The sequence below is a fragment of the Haemophilus sputorum HK 2154 genome, assembly GCF_000287615.1.
Lineage (GTDB): Bacteria > Pseudomonadota > Gammaproteobacteria > Enterobacterales > Pasteurellaceae > Haemophilus_A > Haemophilus_A sputorum.
In genome coordinates this window covers 21831-39003 of the sequence record NZ_ALJP01000007.1, presented here as the reverse complement: position 1 = coordinate 39003, position 17173 = coordinate 21831, and the positions used below count along the sequence as shown (strand labels likewise).

Annotated in this window: 15 protein-coding genes and 1 CRISPR repeat array (1 of these 16 running past the window's edge); of the genes, 1 reads left to right on the top strand and 14 read right to left on the bottom strand. The window is 37.6% G+C overall.

The window, feature by feature from the left end:
- Positions 1-634: a CRISPR direct-repeat array (repeat unit 37 nt; unit sequence GTCTCAATCCCTTTGGAACAGGGCAATGTCTTCCGAC) (it extends 405 nt beyond the left edge of the window).
- 274 nt (positions 635-908) lie between these two features.
- From ptrA to HMPREF1128_RS01925, 8 genes are all read right to left on the bottom strand, one after another.
- Positions 909-3878, bottom strand: a complete 2970-nt coding sequence (ptrA, locus tag HMPREF1128_RS01960) for a pitrilysin (protein ID WP_007523837.1) — start codon at positions 3876-3878, stop codon at positions 909-911.
- A gap of 9 nt (positions 3879-3887) precedes the next feature.
- Positions 3888-7136, bottom strand: coding sequence for an exodeoxyribonuclease V subunit gamma (gene recC / locus HMPREF1128_RS01955; protein ID WP_007523874.1), 3249 nt, complete (start codon positions 7134-7136; stop codon positions 3888-3890).
- Positions 7137-7208: 72 nt separating this feature from the next.
- On the bottom strand, positions 7209-7502 hold the full coding sequence (locus tag HMPREF1128_RS01950) for a DUF5374 domain-containing protein (protein WP_007523871.1): 294 nt from the start codon (positions 7500-7502) through the stop codon (positions 7209-7211).
- Positions 7495-8151, bottom strand: a complete 657-nt coding sequence (locus tag HMPREF1128_RS01945) for a DUF2572 family protein (RefSeq protein ID WP_007523676.1) — start codon at positions 8149-8151, stop codon at positions 7495-7497. The genes HMPREF1128_RS01950 and HMPREF1128_RS01945 overlap by 8 nt, the downstream gene beginning before the upstream one ends.
- Complete coding sequence (locus tag HMPREF1128_RS01940) at positions 8148-8840, bottom strand: hypothetical protein (protein ID WP_007523714.1); 693 nt, start codon at positions 8838-8840, stop codon at positions 8148-8150. The genes HMPREF1128_RS01945 and HMPREF1128_RS01940 overlap by 4 nt, the downstream gene beginning before the upstream one ends.
- Complete coding sequence (locus HMPREF1128_RS01935) at positions 8800-9342, bottom strand: pilus assembly FimT family protein (RefSeq protein ID WP_007523677.1); 543 nt, start codon at positions 9340-9342, stop codon at positions 8800-8802. Before HMPREF1128_RS01935 ends, HMPREF1128_RS01940 begins: the two co-directional genes overlap by 41 nt.
- A 96-nt stretch (positions 9343-9438) precedes the next feature.
- The gene (fabA, locus tag HMPREF1128_RS01930; RefSeq protein ID WP_007523727.1) at positions 9439-9969 is read right to left on the bottom strand and encodes a bifunctional 3-hydroxydecanoyl-ACP dehydratase/trans-2-decenoyl-ACP isomerase; all 531 of its coding nucleotides are present in this window, start codon (positions 9967-9969) and stop codon (positions 9439-9441) included.
- A 111-nt stretch (positions 9970-10080) separates the two neighbouring features.
- Positions 10081-11721 carry a S16 family serine protease gene (locus HMPREF1128_RS01925; RefSeq protein ID WP_007523791.1) on the bottom strand — a complete coding sequence of 547 codons (1641 nt, stop codon included), beginning with the start codon at positions 11719-11721 and terminating at the stop codon, positions 10081-10083.
- Positions 11722-11796: 75 nt separating this feature from the next.
- Here HMPREF1128_RS01925 and matP point away from each other — a divergent pair, with 75 nt between their 5' ends.
- Positions 11797-12243: a macrodomain Ter protein MatP gene (gene matP / locus HMPREF1128_RS01920; protein ID WP_007523829.1), complete on the top strand. Its 447-nt coding sequence runs from the start codon at positions 11797-11799 to the stop codon at positions 12241-12243.
- Positions 12244-12304: 61 nt separating this feature from the next.
- Here matP and trpS read toward each other — a convergent pair whose 3' ends face one another.
- The 6 genes from trpS to rppH all read right to left on the bottom strand — a co-directional run bounded on the left by trpS (position 12305) and on the right by rppH (position 16958).
- Positions 12305-13333 carry a tryptophan--tRNA ligase gene (trpS, locus tag HMPREF1128_RS01915; protein WP_007523865.1) on the bottom strand — a complete coding sequence of 343 codons (1029 nt, stop codon included), beginning with the start codon at positions 13331-13333 and terminating at the stop codon, positions 12305-12307.
- Between the two features lie 139 nt (positions 13334-13472).
- The gene (locus tag HMPREF1128_RS01910) at positions 13473-13922 is read right to left on the bottom strand and encodes a hypothetical protein (RefSeq protein WP_007523914.1); all 450 of its coding nucleotides are present in this window, start codon (positions 13920-13922) and stop codon (positions 13473-13475) included.
- A 63-nt stretch (positions 13923-13985) separates the two neighbouring features.
- Positions 13986-14651, bottom strand: coding sequence for a phosphoglycolate phosphatase (locus HMPREF1128_RS01905; protein WP_007523670.1), 666 nt, complete (start codon positions 14649-14651; stop codon positions 13986-13988).
- Positions 14652-14735: 84 nt separating this feature from the next.
- Positions 14736-15530 carry a prolipoprotein diacylglyceryl transferase gene (gene lgt, locus HMPREF1128_RS01900; protein WP_007523759.1) on the bottom strand — a complete coding sequence of 265 codons (795 nt, stop codon included), beginning with the start codon at positions 15528-15530 and terminating at the stop codon, positions 14736-14738.
- Positions 15531-15537: 7 nt separating this feature from the next.
- Positions 15538-16329: a sulfite exporter TauE/SafE family protein gene (locus tag HMPREF1128_RS01895; RefSeq protein ID WP_007523848.1), complete on the bottom strand. Its 792-nt coding sequence runs from the start codon at positions 16327-16329 to the stop codon at positions 15538-15540.
- Complete coding sequence (gene rppH, locus HMPREF1128_RS01890; RefSeq protein ID WP_007523869.1) at positions 16326-16958, bottom strand: RNA pyrophosphohydrolase; 633 nt, start codon at positions 16956-16958, stop codon at positions 16326-16328. Before rppH ends, HMPREF1128_RS01895 begins: the two co-directional genes overlap by 4 nt.
- Between the last annotated feature and the right edge of the window lie 215 nt (positions 16959-17173).

Genomic DNA, 17173 nt, shown 5'->3' with positions numbered 1-17173 from the left:
CCTACAAACGTACAAGATAAAAGTCTCAATCCCTTTGGAACAGGGCAATGTCTTCCGACTTAGAAAGAGTGGTTGATAATGCAAATTTTAAAGCTTGTCTCAATCCCTTTGGAACAGGGCAATGTCTTCCGACTTCCAGAATGGAGAGAACGCTGGCAAAAAGATTACGTCTCAATCCCTTTGGAACAGGGCAATGTCTTCCGACAATTAACCAAAGACCAATTAATTGGAGCCGTGGAAGTCTCAATCCCTTTGGAACAGGGCAATGTCTTCCGACCAAACAATGACTACGCTCTAACTGTTTGGGCACATGTCTCAATCCCTTTGGAACAGGGCAATGTCTTCCGACACACATTGGCGGCTTTAGAAAATCCGCCATCTGAGTCTCAATCCCTTTGGAACAGGGCAATGTCTTCCGACAAAAAAGCAGATGAATTAAAAAACAAGTTACAAGTCTCAATCCCTTTGGAACAGGGCAATGTCTTCCGACAAATTGGTCAACTGGGAAACACCTGAGGATGTTATTGTCTCAATCCCTTTGGAACAGGGCAATGTCTTCCGACGCGTAAACTTGTTGAAAACTACGGCTTAGAAGTTGTCTCAATCCCTTTGGAACAGGGCAATGTCTTCCGACTGTACTGGGGTGCTAGAGCATTGTGCCGCAAGGCTTGCCAAAGGCACTTCGCAATTTTTTATCACTCCTTCAGAGTTAGCTATCGATTTGTTTAATTTTTGAACAAAATTAACCATTCTGAATTCATCTATACAATCTAAAAGACAGCATTATTTTACGAGAATTTGTAAGAAAAGAAAATAGATTCCATGTGCTATAACTGATCTAATCTAAACGCATAATAAAAAGCAACGAAATGCATTTCACTTCGTTGCTTTATTCAAATTATTAAAAGCTATTTCACTTCATCGTAAAACTTCACTTCAAATCCTTTTTGCAATGCTTCAATGCTTTCAACTCTCTCAAATTCGGCAGGTTGCACTGCTTCTTCCGATTTCGTTTTTGTCCCTAATGCTTGGCTAATAAAGACTAAACCTTTTTGCTCAATCACCGCATCTCGATAGAATTTCACAATATCTTGGTGTGTGAGTGCTTTCACTGCCTCAATCATTTTAGCGCGTTGATTAAAGTCTGGATTATTACGGGCTAAATCAGACGTAAACTCGCTAAATTCTAATGCCAACGATTCGGGCTTACGATCCAATTTTTCTAGCAAACTCTGTTTATAGCGGTTAAATTCAGCTTCTGTTAAACCTTCTAATTTAGTGAGCGTTTCTTTAAAGAAGCGTTCGTTATGCGCCATAATCGCTTTAGGTGGGCTATTCGGGCTTTGTACCATAAAGCGTAATCCTGATGTGGTACCAATATGCGCATCAGTTGCATACACTACATAGCCAAGCTGTTTATTGGTACGTAAATCATCAAAATACCAACGTCCAATAATATCGCGTAATAATGATGCTCGCGCTCTACCGCTAAATTCTTCATAGCCATTCGACATCATCATGACAATCAGCGCATTATCTTCATTAGGCACATTTTTAATCGCATTTAATTTACGCGTTGAACCTTCTACCGACAAATAACGTGAGCGTGCTAATTCGCTATTTTGATTTTTTACGATCTTTTCTGCCGCTTGTGCTAATGCTTTTACTTGCGCATCCGTAAAATTCCCGACAGAAAGTAGCGTGAGGCTTGTTGGGGCATTTAGTAATCTTTCGCGTACTTTTTGAATATCCGCTAGGGTAATTTGTTTGAGCATTTCACGTTGCGCTTGCTCTTCAAAATAAGGATACCCACTGAAATTGCTAATTGTTTCATTAGCTTGGTTCATACTATTTGCTTTTTTCAAGCCATCTAACCCTTCCAAATAACGCTGCTTCGCTTGCGCTAGGAAAACTTCATTAAGTTCAAATTCGCTGAAATTACGCAGTTTATCGATCATCAATTTTGCTAAATGTTGGGTATACCCTTCCGCTTGTAGCGATAAGCCGTTCGTTTTCCCGCTTACGCTACTTTCCATTCCTGCTACAGAAGCCTGAAAATCCAACTGCGTTTGCGATAATGCATTCATATAATTTAACAATGCGCTCGCCACGGTAGTTTTGAGATCGTCATTTTTCGGCATAATCCCAAAATTGATTAAGACCCGCGCTTTTGGATCTTGTGGGAAATAATGGCTTGGCATCGCATAAATTCTAGTGCCTTTTGCGGTATCGATCATTTTAGGCTTATTGCGATCATCACGCTCAATAAGCGAAAAATCGGTTGCAAAATAAGGGTTAAGCGCCGGCAGTTTTAATTCAGGGTTTTGACTAAAATCTAACCATTTTGCTTTTTCTGCCTCACTGATTTTGGCGATATGATAACCTGCTTCAAAATAAGGTGTTTTTTGATCCGTTTTTGCTTGCTCGGAAACGACTAAAATACGCGCATTATCCAATGTCATTTCAGCCAATTTTGCTTCAATTGCTTGAGTATCCATTTTCTCAGCTAAATAACTTTCATCTAAAACGTGTTCTAACGGATAAAACAACATTTGTTCAGCAAGCCATTCAATATAATTGCCATCTTTTTCTACTTGCAGGTGGGCAAATTCTTGTTTTAAGCTCTCTTGTAATTCTTTGAAATAACTTTCTTGAATGCCGGCTTTTTTTACTTGCTCAATTTGTTGGAAAATTAACGAAATAATTCTATCTTTCTCTTTCAGACCTTTTTCGGTTAATGCAATATAAAAAGTAAAATCACCACGATTTCTGACCGTGTTTGCACTACTACTTGCAGAAATACCACTATCAGAAAGCCCTTGTTTAATTAAATAATCAGATAAAGTGCCATCCGTATTGTTATTAAACAAATAAGCTAAATATTCACCGCTTTTATTAGCAAATTTATCTTCATCATTTGGCATATCAAACGAAATTGCTAATAATTTAGCAGGTTGAATTGGTTTATATTCAATCACGACGCCTTTATCTTCCTCACACAAATAAGGAATATCGACTTTAGGTGCAACTAAATGTTTATTTTCCATTTTTCCTAAAGTGTTTTCTGCCAGCTTCGCTAATTTCTCAATGGGTTGATTAGAATATAAAACCGCTTTGGTTAAATTAGCTGAATAATACTTTTTATAGAAGTTTTCTAATTCAGTTTGTAATTGACTATTCGGTTTATCCGATAATGTTTCATGATTACCAACAGTAAATTTTGTGGCAGGATGTGCTGGGTTTACCGTGGCTAAATTGACGCTATTTAATAAATGTCCATCGCTAGATTTCGCACGAATCATTTCTGCATTGACAGCATTAATTTCTTTTTTCGCATTTTTTTCAGATAATAATGGAAAAGCGAAAGTATCAGCAAAACGTGTTACCGCTTCATCAAACGCATCATGATTCACTTCAAAATAGTAAGCTGTGCGATAACTTGTCGTTGAGGCATTATTATATCCTCCATTTTTAGTGAGAAAGTTATCTAAACTATTGGTTTCAGGATACTGTTTAGAGCCCATTAAAATCATATGCTCAAGGTAATGCGCTAAACCTTGTTGCGTATTCGGATCTTCCATTGAGCCAATCGGCACTGCCGTTGCCATGAGCGATTTATTCGCTTTTTCATCCGAAATTAACAGCACAGTCATTTCATTATTTAACTTAATTGCTTGATAAATTGCTTTATCATTTGGGCTTTTGTTAATTGTGGTATGAATCAGTGAGAATCCAGATTGCGCAGGTATTACTGATGCTGCAGCCTGAGAAGCGGTCGGATTTTCAGAAGATTTTGCAAAGACATTTGTACTGCTGCTTAATACCAAAAGAGAACAAAGAGCCGTAGCCACTGCCCGAGTTAAATAAGATTTTTGCATGCTTTTCCCTTAAATAATCTGATGTTCAAACATCGTTTTAAACCAATTTTCTGTGGTTTGATAAATTTGTTGAGTATTAATATTTTCTGTTTGTTTTAATACTCGTTTTAAATAAATACCATCTTTTCTTTCTGTGAGTTTTTCTAACATTTCTAATGTCGTTTCTTTACCATTTTCTAAATATTCTTCAATTTTCTCAGTCACGACCAATGCAAGTTGGCTTGTAGAAGTAAAATAATCTTTTAAATAAATAGCTAGTTGTTGTTTAGCTTGTTCTGAAGAAATATCTTCAAACTTACAAATAGATAATTCATTTTGCTTTTCTTTATCTAAATAGTAATAAACAACAGATTCTTTCCGCTCTAATGCCGATAACACTAAATGATAAATCCATAGTTGAATCAAATCTTTATCTCGCAAAGTACCAACCCGCCATAATACGATTTTATTGTGATAACGGTGTGGAATAAGCCCTTCTAATTTGCATTTAAAATCTAGCCATGGTGTAAAATCCATCTCAACATGAATATTTTCTGGCAACATGACTAAATATTCAGATAAGGCTTCACGTAATATTGAAACTTTCTGATTTAATGTTTTAGCCGTTAATTCTCCAAAATAAGAAACTGGTAACTGTCCTTTTAATCTTTCATGCGAAATGAACGTCTTAAGTTCATCTTCTTGAATTTCAACCAAGGCATTTAATACATGATAATTTTCTAGTGCTGAAAAAGAAAATGGTTCAGTTTCTGCAATTCCATCTTCTACATGATTAAAATAAATACCTAATTTCTGATTAAAATAATGTTTAATTGGTGACTGAACAAAACTAATTAAATCATCTAGGTTTATCTGACCAACATCTTGTGCATTGGTTTCTTGGGTATCCATAAACGGCTGTATTTCTGCATGGTTTGCAAACACTTGTAGCCATTCATTATCAAAACTCACTTCATTTTTATGGCTAAAATTAGTCATTGGATGATCGGTTATCATCTCAGCTGGCTTGATTTCACCTGATTCGCCCGCTAATTGTTCTAACAGCTGGGAAACCAAAATAGATGGATAAAGCGGTTCATTTTTGGTTAAGGTATGCCCAATATAGCTGACATAGAAAATTTCTTGAGCGGAAAGCAGCGCTTCGAGGAACAAATAACGGTCATCATCTCGTCTAGCACGATCGCCTTTTTGTGGCTTAATTTGCATTAAATCAAAACCGTTATGCGTATGCTGACGCGGGAACTCACCTTCATTCATGCCTAATAAGCACACTACCTTAAACGGAATTGCCCGCATAGGTAACAACGTACAGAAATTCACTTTACCGGCTAAAAAGGTCAAATGACTCTGCGTTTGGTTAAGTCGCTCTTGTAATAATAAATTCAATACTTCAAGACTAATCGGCACGGTAAAATGCGCTTGGGTAATGCGCGTTTCAAGCTGCTCAATTTCTGTTGCAATACTGCTTAGTGCCATCTGTGCTTCTGCGGTATCGGCATAAAAACGTTGCACAAAATCACGTAGCGCTACAGCCCACATTTGAATGGAATTTTCTTGATGTAAAAGCGCTGCCCAAGCGGTCAGATTTTGTAAGAAATTTGCTAATTTCCCCACATTTTCAGCACTCAGCCCATAGCTTTCATCTAGCGCTATCCGCTCTTCCCAGATACCATTTTCTGCTTTCAAACAGGTACCGAGCAACAATCGTTCAATACCATTTTCCCACGCGTTGTAATTTTGCCAATTTGGTTGTTCGATATTTAATCCTAAACGTACGCCAGCTGCGTTAATCCAACTTCTTAAACGCGCTAACTCAGCTTCACTTATCGAAAATTTTTCACGAATTGCAACCACTTCTAATAAGGAAAAGACGGTTTCGGCGCTAAATTCGCTCTCTTTCATGGAGAGTAATTGCAAGAAACTCGCAATAACTGGATCAAGCTGGCTCATCCGTTGGTCTGAAATCGTAAACGGAATATAACGACTATCTTCTTTTTTATAGCGAGAAAAGACCGCTTGAATATAAGGCGCATATTGCTCAATATCCGCTGCCATCACGATAATATCTTTCGGGGAAAGCGCAGGATTTTCCTCAAAATAGCTTAATAGCTGATTATGTAGCACTTCCACTTCTCGCATCAAACTATGGCAAGCATGCACTTGGATAGAGCTATCTTTTTCACGAATAACCGCATTTTCATTATTAAGCATCGCATTTTTAATTTGTGCTAATGCGTGCGTTTCTTCATGTGGCAAAAAGACCTCAATTTGGTTGGGTTCTAGCTCAACTAACTGCGCTAAAAACTCTCGGCCTTGTTTTGCCCACATTGCCAATAATTGATTGCCTTGTTGTGCTAATAATGCCTGAAGATCTTCTTCAGAAAGAGACTGTTTTAGCGCAATTTTCTCTACCACACGATCTTCAATATTATCTCCCCAATACATTTCGCTTGGGTTTAAGAAAAATAAATGCACTTGAATATGTTCACTTAATTTACTTAATACGGCTAATTGACTCGCTGGCAATGAGGAAATCCCGAAAATAAAAATTCTTTTCGGTAAAAGTAATTTCTCTTCTTCGGTTAAATTATCTAAGCGAGAGAAATATTGTTGTTGTAAATAAGCACGATGTGAGGTAGTGAAAACTAATTCATCTGTATCTGATTGAATATCTTTTACTAAAGCCAACCATAATTTACCTTGCCAAATAATATTAGTTAATAAGGCATCTGAATCCGATTCAGTTGAATTAGCTGATGAACGTAATTCATTTAAAATTGTTTGATAGTCTTCTTTTTCCCAAGCCAATAACCAATGTGGACGATAAACTAAATATTGGTCAAATAAATCTGCAATTTTACTCGAAAGTTGGAATAATTTTAATTGATATGCTGTTGCTGATTTTTCTTCAGATAAATAATGTTTTAAAACTTGGCATTCTGGTTCTGAAAATAAATTAGGAATAATCCGCATCAAGCGCCAAATCATGGTTTGTCTTTCAAAAATATTCTCTTTAGGCAAATGCGGAAATAATAGGCGATATTGTTGCCATAAAAAACTGGTAGGGAAAGGGAAATCAAACTGGCCAGCAACGCCAAAAGCATCCGCCATTCGCATTTGCAACCATTGAGCCATACCTTGGCTTTGCACCAAAATGGTTTCAGGCTCAAACGGATTATCATTGGGTGCCACTTTTTGAACTTCAATTAGCATCTCGCTCAATGGCGATAATTTATTAGAGTAATAAACCGTAAACATCTTCCCACCTCATCAAAAAATACGATATGCATTTTGCTTGAATTAACAGGAAGATTCAACGATTAGCGGATGCTAAGGTGTAATTTCAACCTTGCCGAGTGGATAACGCACCTCCACTTTTTCACTCTGGCAAGAAATGGTAAATTTTAGTGAATTTTGCACCGCTTGTTGTTCACATGACTTATCTGCAAATTGCAGTGCTAATTGATTTTCTGCAATTTGTAGCGCTTGTTGGCGCTGATAAAGTTGCATCGTATGCCGATTTTGTTGATGCTGCCAACCTTGATAACCAAGCAACATTACACTCAACACACCAATCGCAGCCAATATACTGATAAAACTTTCTGCTTGATATAATTTATTCATAAGTTGAAAAATAATTAGAATAAGGTAAACGTGTCCAATGTGCGTAACGGGCAGCAATATTCTCTACTACCGCACGACTAAATGTTAAATTTCGCTCTTCTCTCAAATTATCAAAACTAGAATATAAAACACCATAAATCTTTTTTGAGCCTGTAATATCAAAATAATAATCGGTAATAATTATGCCATAAAAGTTTTTTTCTAATTTTTCATCAATCGCATTTTTTGCGACTACAATTTTAGGTGTTGAAATCGTCGTTTCTGGCAACTCTGACAAATGAGAAATGAAATAAATTTCTGAACGATAAGTATCAACATCTAAGTAATGTTTAATATTATCTACTTGAATATATTTTTCTTTAGTGGGTTTAGGATGAATAAAAATACTCTTTTCTTGGCAAGCATATTGGTAACTTTCCTCACCTACTTTGATTTTTACAAAAGATTCTTTTTTATCATGACAAACATCCTCTTTATACATTGAGTTTAAGAGGGTAATTCTTCTCGATAAATAACGCTCATAATCCATTAAACTGGAAGATTCTAAACCTAACCAACTTTCTTTATGGAGAAAAAGCAATATTAGTAATCCACTTAATAAAATTAACGAAGCTAATAAACTACTGGCATGAAATAATTGTTTGTTCATGGCATATCTTCCGCATTTAAGATAAACACTTTCGCTTCATTCTCATAACGAATATCTTGATAGCTTAAGACTAAAGCAATACTAACAAGATTTTTTGCCAGCCACTTAAAGGTTAATTGTTCTACTTTAAAATCAGCTTGCGTAATCAATTTCTGCCACTTTCCACTACTACAATTTGTTAATAATTGTTGGCAAAGCTCCCCAGTACAATTTTCTAACTGATTATCTGCATAAAATGAAAGTTCGCCATGCTCCACTTTTACGCCAAATATTTCTTTCGCTAATTCACTGGTTTGGTTCAGTTCTCCTATTCGACAGGCAGATTTTTTTGTTTTGCGTTTGCCTAAACAGCCATCATGATTCGCATCATAGAAAAAAATAAAACAGTTCTTATTTGACTCAGCATAGCGTCTGCCTTGATATTCAAACAATTCAAAATTGCTCTGATCTCTGGAGCTTCCCTGATAACCCAGATGTTGCAAATGCTGCTGTAAATAATTCAGCAACTGATGCGATTCTTTTTGTAACCACATCAGCCGTTGTTGTTTTTGTAGATTCAGTTGAAAATCGCTATATAGCTTACTGGCACCTAATAAAATTAAACTAGCAAGGCTTAAGCTCAGTAATAATTCAATCAAGGTAAAAGCGCTAATCCTTACATTGGCTACGTTTCGCTTTATCAATAACATAAGCCCGCCCTCCTTGATATTGTAAAATCTCCATGACACCATGACGGTTAATTTGCAAACATTTTGATTCAAGATTGCCAGCACTGCCGTCAATATTAATAAACGTTTTTGGATATAAACTTTTATTTTTTAATAAAATATCAGTATGTTGATTGCGATATAAGAAATAGTCTGTTTGTAATGAACAAGCGGTCAAATTTAGGCAGTCGCATATCATTTCTTTTCGGTTATTTTTAGGTTTTTCAATCGCAATTAAACACCAGGATTTTTGTTTTTCATTTTGTGAAATAGTTAAGGAATAACTTCGCTTTTCATAACGGGCTTTGCTTTGAATTTTATAAATAAAGGCTTGGATTTGGTTAATTTCTTGGTTTAGCGCAGTAATATCTTGTAAATGAAAAGCCACCATCGAAATGAAATAAAGTGCAATTACAGAAATGGCTAGGGTAATAAGCCCTTCAATCAGACTAAAGGCAGGAAATAATTTAAAATAATGCGACATAAAAAACGGTTCATCTTCTTTTAGCAGAATATGAACCGTTTATAAAAATCTGTAAATCAATCGAAAGCGATTATTCGATCAAGATCGCAAAAATAATTAGAAGGCAGAAGTATCTTGGAATAAACCTACTTTTAAGTCGGTTGCAGTGTAAATCACGCGGCCATCTACTTCTACTTCACCATCAGCTAAACCCATCACTAATTTGCGATTGATCACACGTTTCATATGAATGCGATAAACCACTTTTTTTGCCGTTGGTAAAATTTGACCTGTAAATTTCACTTCGCCCACGCCTAACGCACGACCTTTACCTTTACCACCAATCCATCCAAGGAAGAAACCGACTAATTGCCACATTGCATCAAGCCCTAAACAGCCCGGCATGACGGGATCACCAATAAAGTGGCAAGCAAAGAATGGAAGATCTGGATGGATATCTAATTCTGCTTCAATGTAACCTTTATCAAATAAACCACCGTTTTCAGTCATGAGGTTAATTCTATCCATCATAAGCATGGTTGGCGCAGGTAATTGCGGGCCTTCTTTACCGAATAACTCTCCTCGACCAGAGGCTAATAAGTCTTCGTAAGTATAGCTAGATTTGATGTTTGGTGTACAACTGTTCATTTTTTAGAATCCTATTTAAAGAAAAAAAGCCTGTTATCACAGCGCTCAGAATTAACTGGCATAGTACAGGCTTTTAAATTAGTGAACAACTGTTAGCTGAAATTATTCTAACTAATCGGATGAGTTACGTTTGAGAAATATCCCAAATAAACGCGACCAAATAGATGCATGCTCTTCATCTGGATGTGCTGCCAATTCTTGCTGAATTCTTTTTGCAAGCGTATCTTGTTCTTCGTCTGATTCTGCTTCAAAGAACGGTAAACCAAATAGCAATTCGCAAGCCTCAAACACATCTTCAACAGCCCAAAGATGAAATTGTTTAGCTTTTACTGCTTCAATTAGCTCAGATTTTAAGCTTAAATGCGAAAGACAGCTTTTTGGTATGAGCACGCCCTGTGTTCCAGTTAATCCGCGAGCCTGACAAAGCTGGAAAAATCCTTCGATTTTCTGATTTACGCCACCCACACTTTGTACTTGACCAAATTGATCAATCGCACCAGTCAGCGCAATAGATTGTGGTAATGGCAATTTTGCTAATGCACTGACTAAAACACAAAAAATGGCTAATGCAGAGCTATCACCATCAACCTCACCATAAGATTGCTCAAAAGCGAGAGAGGCAGAGAATGGCAGTTGAGTGGGCAATTCCAATAAATTCATCAAGCAAGATTCAGCAAGAAGAATACCTTTTGCGTGTAAATGCCCGCCTAATTCTACTTTTCGCTCAATATCGGTAATTTCGCCATCACCAAAACGCACCTGACAACTGATTCGTAAAGGCTCACCAAAAGCGGTGGGAACGCCATCAAACTCAATCACCGAAAGCCCATTGATTTGTCCAATCTTTTCTCCTTCCGTTTCAATATGCAGTTGATCCGTTAACATATCATTTAATGCAAACTGGTTGAGCTGTGCAGCTTGTTTTTCTTGATAACGGAAATATGCTGAAATTGACTGACAAGCGGTCAAATTTTCAAAATAATTTGCAAGCGAAGTAACATCTTTTTTAATTTTCGTCGGTGAAATCGTCACTAAATCTTGGCTTTCACTTTCTCGTGCATACTGAGCAAAAAACTCACTTAATGCTGAAGTCGTCAAAGATTGTTCGGTATAGCGTTTTGTCAACGTTTGGACATAATCGCCCCATTGCTGGATATTATTTGCGTCTACCGTTAAATAATTATGAATTTCGCTATATTCACCAAAATGATAAAGCGAATCGTCATATTGAAATAATGCGGCGATGTCTTCCCGACTGCCCACTAATAACAGTTTAAATGCGGTTTTAATCGGTAAAATTTTCTGTGGAATCGGAGTTAACGCTAACGGTGTGTATTCGCCCAATAATAGCGCTTGTTTTAATTTATCCCACTGCGCAATATCTGATAATAAGGCTTTAATACTCAAAACTATTGTTTGAGGTTCTGTTTTTGCTAGTAGCCCATCAACGGTTTGAATACGATTCTCTTTTTCTAAGAAAACCTGATAACCAAAAAGCATTTGGCTATCAAAATGTATTTGGGTACAAACAGGTTGCGTTGCACCTTGTATTAAATCATCTTCAATAGCTTGAATATATTCTGGAAATGTTTCCGTTTTCATTACCAATAAGCTACCACAAGCACGACGTTTAAATTGATTGAGTGCTTGTTTGGCTTCGGTTTGAAAATCAAAAAAATGCACCGCTTGTGCAGTGTCCGAAAAAGTATGTTGGGGGGTTAGCGATTGCCAAGCTAATGGGCTTAATCTCACAAAAATACCTCGTTATAGAAATTTGGTTTATTATACCGAATTCCGCTATACTGTTGGGGTTTAAAAGGGGGAAAAATGCGATATCAGAAATTAGAGAGCCAAGAAGCCAATTGGAAATGGAAATATCTCTTAAAAAAGTACCGTGAAGGCGAAAACATTACTAAGCATGAAGAGCAAAGTTTGGTTGAGCTAAAAGTGCAATTACTGACGACCCTACAAAACTCTCCTGCAGAAATTGAGCAATGGATTAAATCAGAAATGACCGCCGAGCAGCGTAAAAAAATGCGACAATCTATTCGCGCACGACGTAAACGTTTCTTTAATGCCGAAAAGCTCAGTACGCGTAAAAAATCAATTGATTTAGAATATGCTAGCTGGTTAAGCCTTTCAAAATATGCCAAATCGCAAGGCATTACCTTATCAGAAGCCGTCAATCAGTTAATTGATGAAGTAGAAAACCAAGATATTTATCGCGAACAAATTGCTAAAATGAAATCTAGTATTTCAGAACTCCTTAAATAATCTAAACCTCTCAGCATATCTCCTGAGAGGTTTTTATTTTATTAAAAATCTATAACAGAAATTATTGTACGAAGCCAACTAAGCGGTAAACTTCATCAATGGTTTTTTTCGCTCTTGCACGCGCTTTTTCTGCGCCTTCTCGGAAGATTTTTTCTAATAATGCTTCATCTTGGCGATAGTGATGATAACGCGCTTGTAATTCACTGAGTAAACCAGAAACTTGCTCTGCCACTTCTGTTTTTAAGTGACCATACATTTTTCCTTCAAATTCAGCTTCTAATTCAGCAATGGTTTTACCACTTACTGCAGAAAGAATATCTAACAAGTTAGATACGCCCGCTTTATTTTGTGGGTCATATTTCACTACAGGTGGTTCATCGCCATCGGTCATCGCGCGTTTGATTTTTTTCACGACTGATTTTGGATCTTCTAACAAGGTAATCACATTATTACGATTGTCATCCGATTTAGACATTTTTTTAGTTGGCTCAAGCAACGACATCACACGTGCACCAGCTTTTGCAATAAACACTTCCGGAATAGCAAAAACAGGCTCTATCACATTGCCTTCTGCATATTTTTTGCCATAAAGCGCATTAAAACGGTTAGCAATATCACGGGTAATTTCCAAGTGTTGTTTTTGGTCATCCCCTACTGGCACTTGATTTGCTTGATAAAGCAGAATATCTGCCGCCATAAGCACAGGATAAGTAAATAACCCAACATTCACATTCTCTTCATAACGAGCAGACTTATCTTTAAATTGCGTCATGCGGCTCATTTCACCGAAATAGGTGTAGCAGTTTAAAATCCATGCTAATTGCGTATGTTCTGGCACGTGAGATTGAATGAAAATTGTGCTTTTTTCAGGATCAATACCACAAGCTAAATAGAGGGCTAAAACATCTAAACTTGCTTTATGTAAGGCTTGTGGGTCTTGGCGAACGGTAATAGCATGAAGATCAACAATGCAAAATAGGCAGTCATAATCGTCTTGCATTTTCACCCAGTTGCGTAGTGCACCTAAATAGTTACCAATCGTTAATTCACCAGAAGGCTGCACGCCACTAAATACAATAGGTTTGCTCATAATTATCTCTTTTATTGATTAGAAAGGAATGGTGGCTATCTTAGCCGTTATTAAGGCATGAGAAAAGCGCAAGCGGTCGGATTCCATAGATTTTTTGCAAAATCTAGTAAGAATTCGACCGCTTGTATGTATAGTTTACTTATTTTGCTTTTGCATGAGATTGCTGAGAAGCCGCATCGGCCTCTTTTGCAAATCCATCAGCCTGTTTTGCAGCTTCTTGTGCTTCTTGAGAAAGTTTGATGACTTGTTGTTGGAATACATTCCCTTCCGCAATTTTCTGATCTGCTAACTGCTGAGCTTGTTCACCACCTTGAGCTAAAATTGCTTTAGCTTCGTCATATTTTTGCGTCATTAGCTTCAGATTTTCCTTAGCTTGTGCTGCTTTAGCCTTAGCAACCTCGGCTGCTGCTTTTGCTTTTTCTGCTTTTTCTTGAGCCACTTGCTTATAATCAATTACAGGTGCTGCTTGTTGAGCTGGTGCCGTTTGTGCTGCAGGCGCTGCCGATTGTGTACTTTTTGTTTGAACATTTTGATCACAAGCAGTTAATAATGTTGCAGAGGCAAATAATGTTAAAACTATTTTTTTCATGGTTTATCCTTATTTAATAAGTTTAATTATTGTGATTAGAAGTGCTATGTTTAATTAAGCATATCACTTTTCCACTATTTTTAATACATCAGCAAAATCATCCGCCACAAAAGTTGGCTCAGCTTTCGCAATCGGCACATTGTAGTTATAGCCATAAGTCAGTCCAACCACATCACAGCCTGCGGCTTTTGAGGCAATCACATCATTCTCTGAATCGCCAACAAACAACATTTCATGCGGCGCAATATTAAATTGCTGACAAATGAAGAACATTGGATCTGGGTGCGGTTTGATTTTAGGGAGAGATTGCCCACCTAACGTTGCACTAAATAACTCAAAAATACCAAACGCGGTTAATACCGGCTCAACTAAATGTGTAGGCTTATTGGTAATCACCACTAAAGTATAACCTTTCTCTTTGAGTGCAACTAACGTGCTTTTCACATTCGGGTAGAGCTCACTTTTTTCACAAACGTAAGTGGCATAATACTTATCAAAACTCGCACGCATTTGGCTCAGTTGCTCAGCATCAAATACTTTACCGGTCGAAGCGACCGCATTTTGGAAGAAAATATCTGCGCCTTTTCCAATCCAACTAAGCACAGTTTCTTGGGTCGTGGTTGGTAACCCATGCTCACTAAACATACCATTAGCGACTAATGTTAAATCTGGTAAAGTGTTTACCAAAGTCCCATCTAAATCAAATCCGATGACTTTATATCGACTCATTTTCTCTCTCCTTCTATCAAAAAAATAAGCGGTCTGATTTTGAAGGCATTTTGCAAATTGTTGCCTGAATCCGACCGCTTGTTGCTATTGTTTTTTAGTTTTATATGCCCAGAGCATAATCAATATTCCACCGAAAATCATCGGCATAGAAAGCCATTGCCCACGGGTAATTAAATCGCCAACTTGGTTAACAGAGAAATCCATCTCACGGACATATTCTACTAAGAAGCGGAACACACCATAACCAATGAGAAATAATCCTGCTACAGAACCCATTGGGCGAGGTTTGCGAATAAAGACGTTTAAAATAATAAACAGCACAACGCCTTCTAGGAAAAATTCATAAAGCTGTGAAGGATGACGTGGTTGGAAGTTACCGCCTAGGGAAACAAATGCCCAAGGCACATCAGTCACGCGCCCCCACAATTCGTCGTTAATGAAATTCCCAATGCGCCCCATCCCTAATCCAAATGGCACTAACGGCGCAATAAAATCTGCAGTTTGCCAGAAACTCCGTTTTTGACGAACTGAGCACCAAATCATGGCTAAAATAACGCCAATTAGACCACCATGAAACGACATTCCGCCTTCCCAAATTCTAAATAGATAAAGTGGGTCTTCTAAAAAGCGGGGAAAATTATAAAAAAAGACATCACCAATGCGACCACCGAGCACAACGCCCCAGAAACAGGTGTAGATAAGGTGATCAACTTGTTCTGTACTCCAAATACCGTTTGAAGCTTTCGCACGGCGCATTCCCAACCAATAAGCAAAACCAAAGCCGATAAGATACATCACACCATACCAGCGCAATGAAATCGGCCCTAAACTGAAAATAATCGGACTAATTTGCGGGAATTGAATAAATTGTTCGTGCATAATTTTCCTATTTTAAAAACATATTGATGGCAATCAGAACCAGCATCACAGCAAACGCTTTTTTAAGCATTGGCACTGGCAGCACATTTGCCGCATTGGCGCCTAATTTTGAAGTGAAATAAGAAGTTAACGTAATGCCAACTAGTGCAGGTAAATAAATATAGCCCAATGAATAATCTGGCATACCGTTTACGCCCCAGCCACTAACCATAAAGCTAAACATGCCTGATAGCCCTAAAAAAGCACCACAGAAAGAAGAAGTGCCGATTGCTTTTTTCATTTCAAGCCCACGGCTATTAAGAAACGGAACGATAAAAGCACCACCGCCAATACCAGCTACACTAGATAGCGCACCAATAATGGCACCAGCACTCACTAACACTTTGGTATTTAATGGCTTATTTTCCGGCCCTTTTTTCAAAGAGAAGATCATTCTGCCTGCGAGGTAAAATACCATCAGCGCAAATAAACGCGTCATTAACTGGGTATCTAAATTGCTGATCAGCAAGCCTGCTAGGAAAACAGATGCCATAATGGTAGGAATAAAGATCTTACTGACTGAAAGATCTACATTACCTAATTTATGATGGCGCTGAGCTGAAGAAAAGGCTGTCACCACAATTGTTGCAAAAGAGGTACCTAATGCGGTGGACATTAAATATTCATGCGGAATCCCAATCATCGGTAAGAGATAAACCAAACTTGGGACAATAATTAACCCACCGCCGATACCAAATAAGCCAGCTAAAAAGCCGACTACAGTCCCCAATAATAAGCAAAGTGCAAAAAATTCAATCATGATGCTCGCCCTTTATTTGATTGCCATGCCCGATAAGGTCTGCGTACGTCTTTCTTATAACCTTCAGACTTCGGCTCATAACGCTCAACCTGCACAATCTCTTTTCTTTCAAGTTTTCTATTTCGCTCTAAATCTGTTTTGCGATTTTCATTAAATAATACGAAAGCAAACTCTTTCATTACCTTACGGTAAACATCGCGCTTAAAAGAAACCACTTGTCTAACGGGATACCAAAAACTTACCCAACGCCAGCCATCAAACTCTGGATTCTTGGTTGCTTTGAGGTTGATAGTCGATTCATCTGCCGTTAACTGCAGTAAGAACCAACGCTGCTTTTGTCCGATACACACCGGCTGATTACAATTTCCCTCATTACGCACCAAACGTTTCGGGAGTTTATATTTCAACCAATATTTTGACGCCCAGATAAGTCGTACATCTTTTTTCGTTAAACCGACTTCTTCATAGAGCTCACGGTACATTGCTGTTTCAATGTTTTCACCTTCGTTAATGCCTCCTTGCGGAAACTGCCACGAATTCTGTCCAAACCGTTTTGCCCACAGAACTTGTCCATGTTTATTACAAATAACGATACCAACATTTGGGCGGTAGCCATCGAAATCGATCACTCGACCACCTTAATTCTATCAATACTGAAAAATGTCCTGATTGTTTCATAAATCCGGCTTTTATACAAGAAAATCCCCCTGTGTGAATAAATCTGTGGATAAATCAAAGGAAAGATGTGAAAAGACTCAGGATAACCCAACGCAATGTTGTCATCTCTTGTTTGCGTTAAAAACGAAAAAAGATCCAAATTTTGGATCTTAACTACTGGATAAAC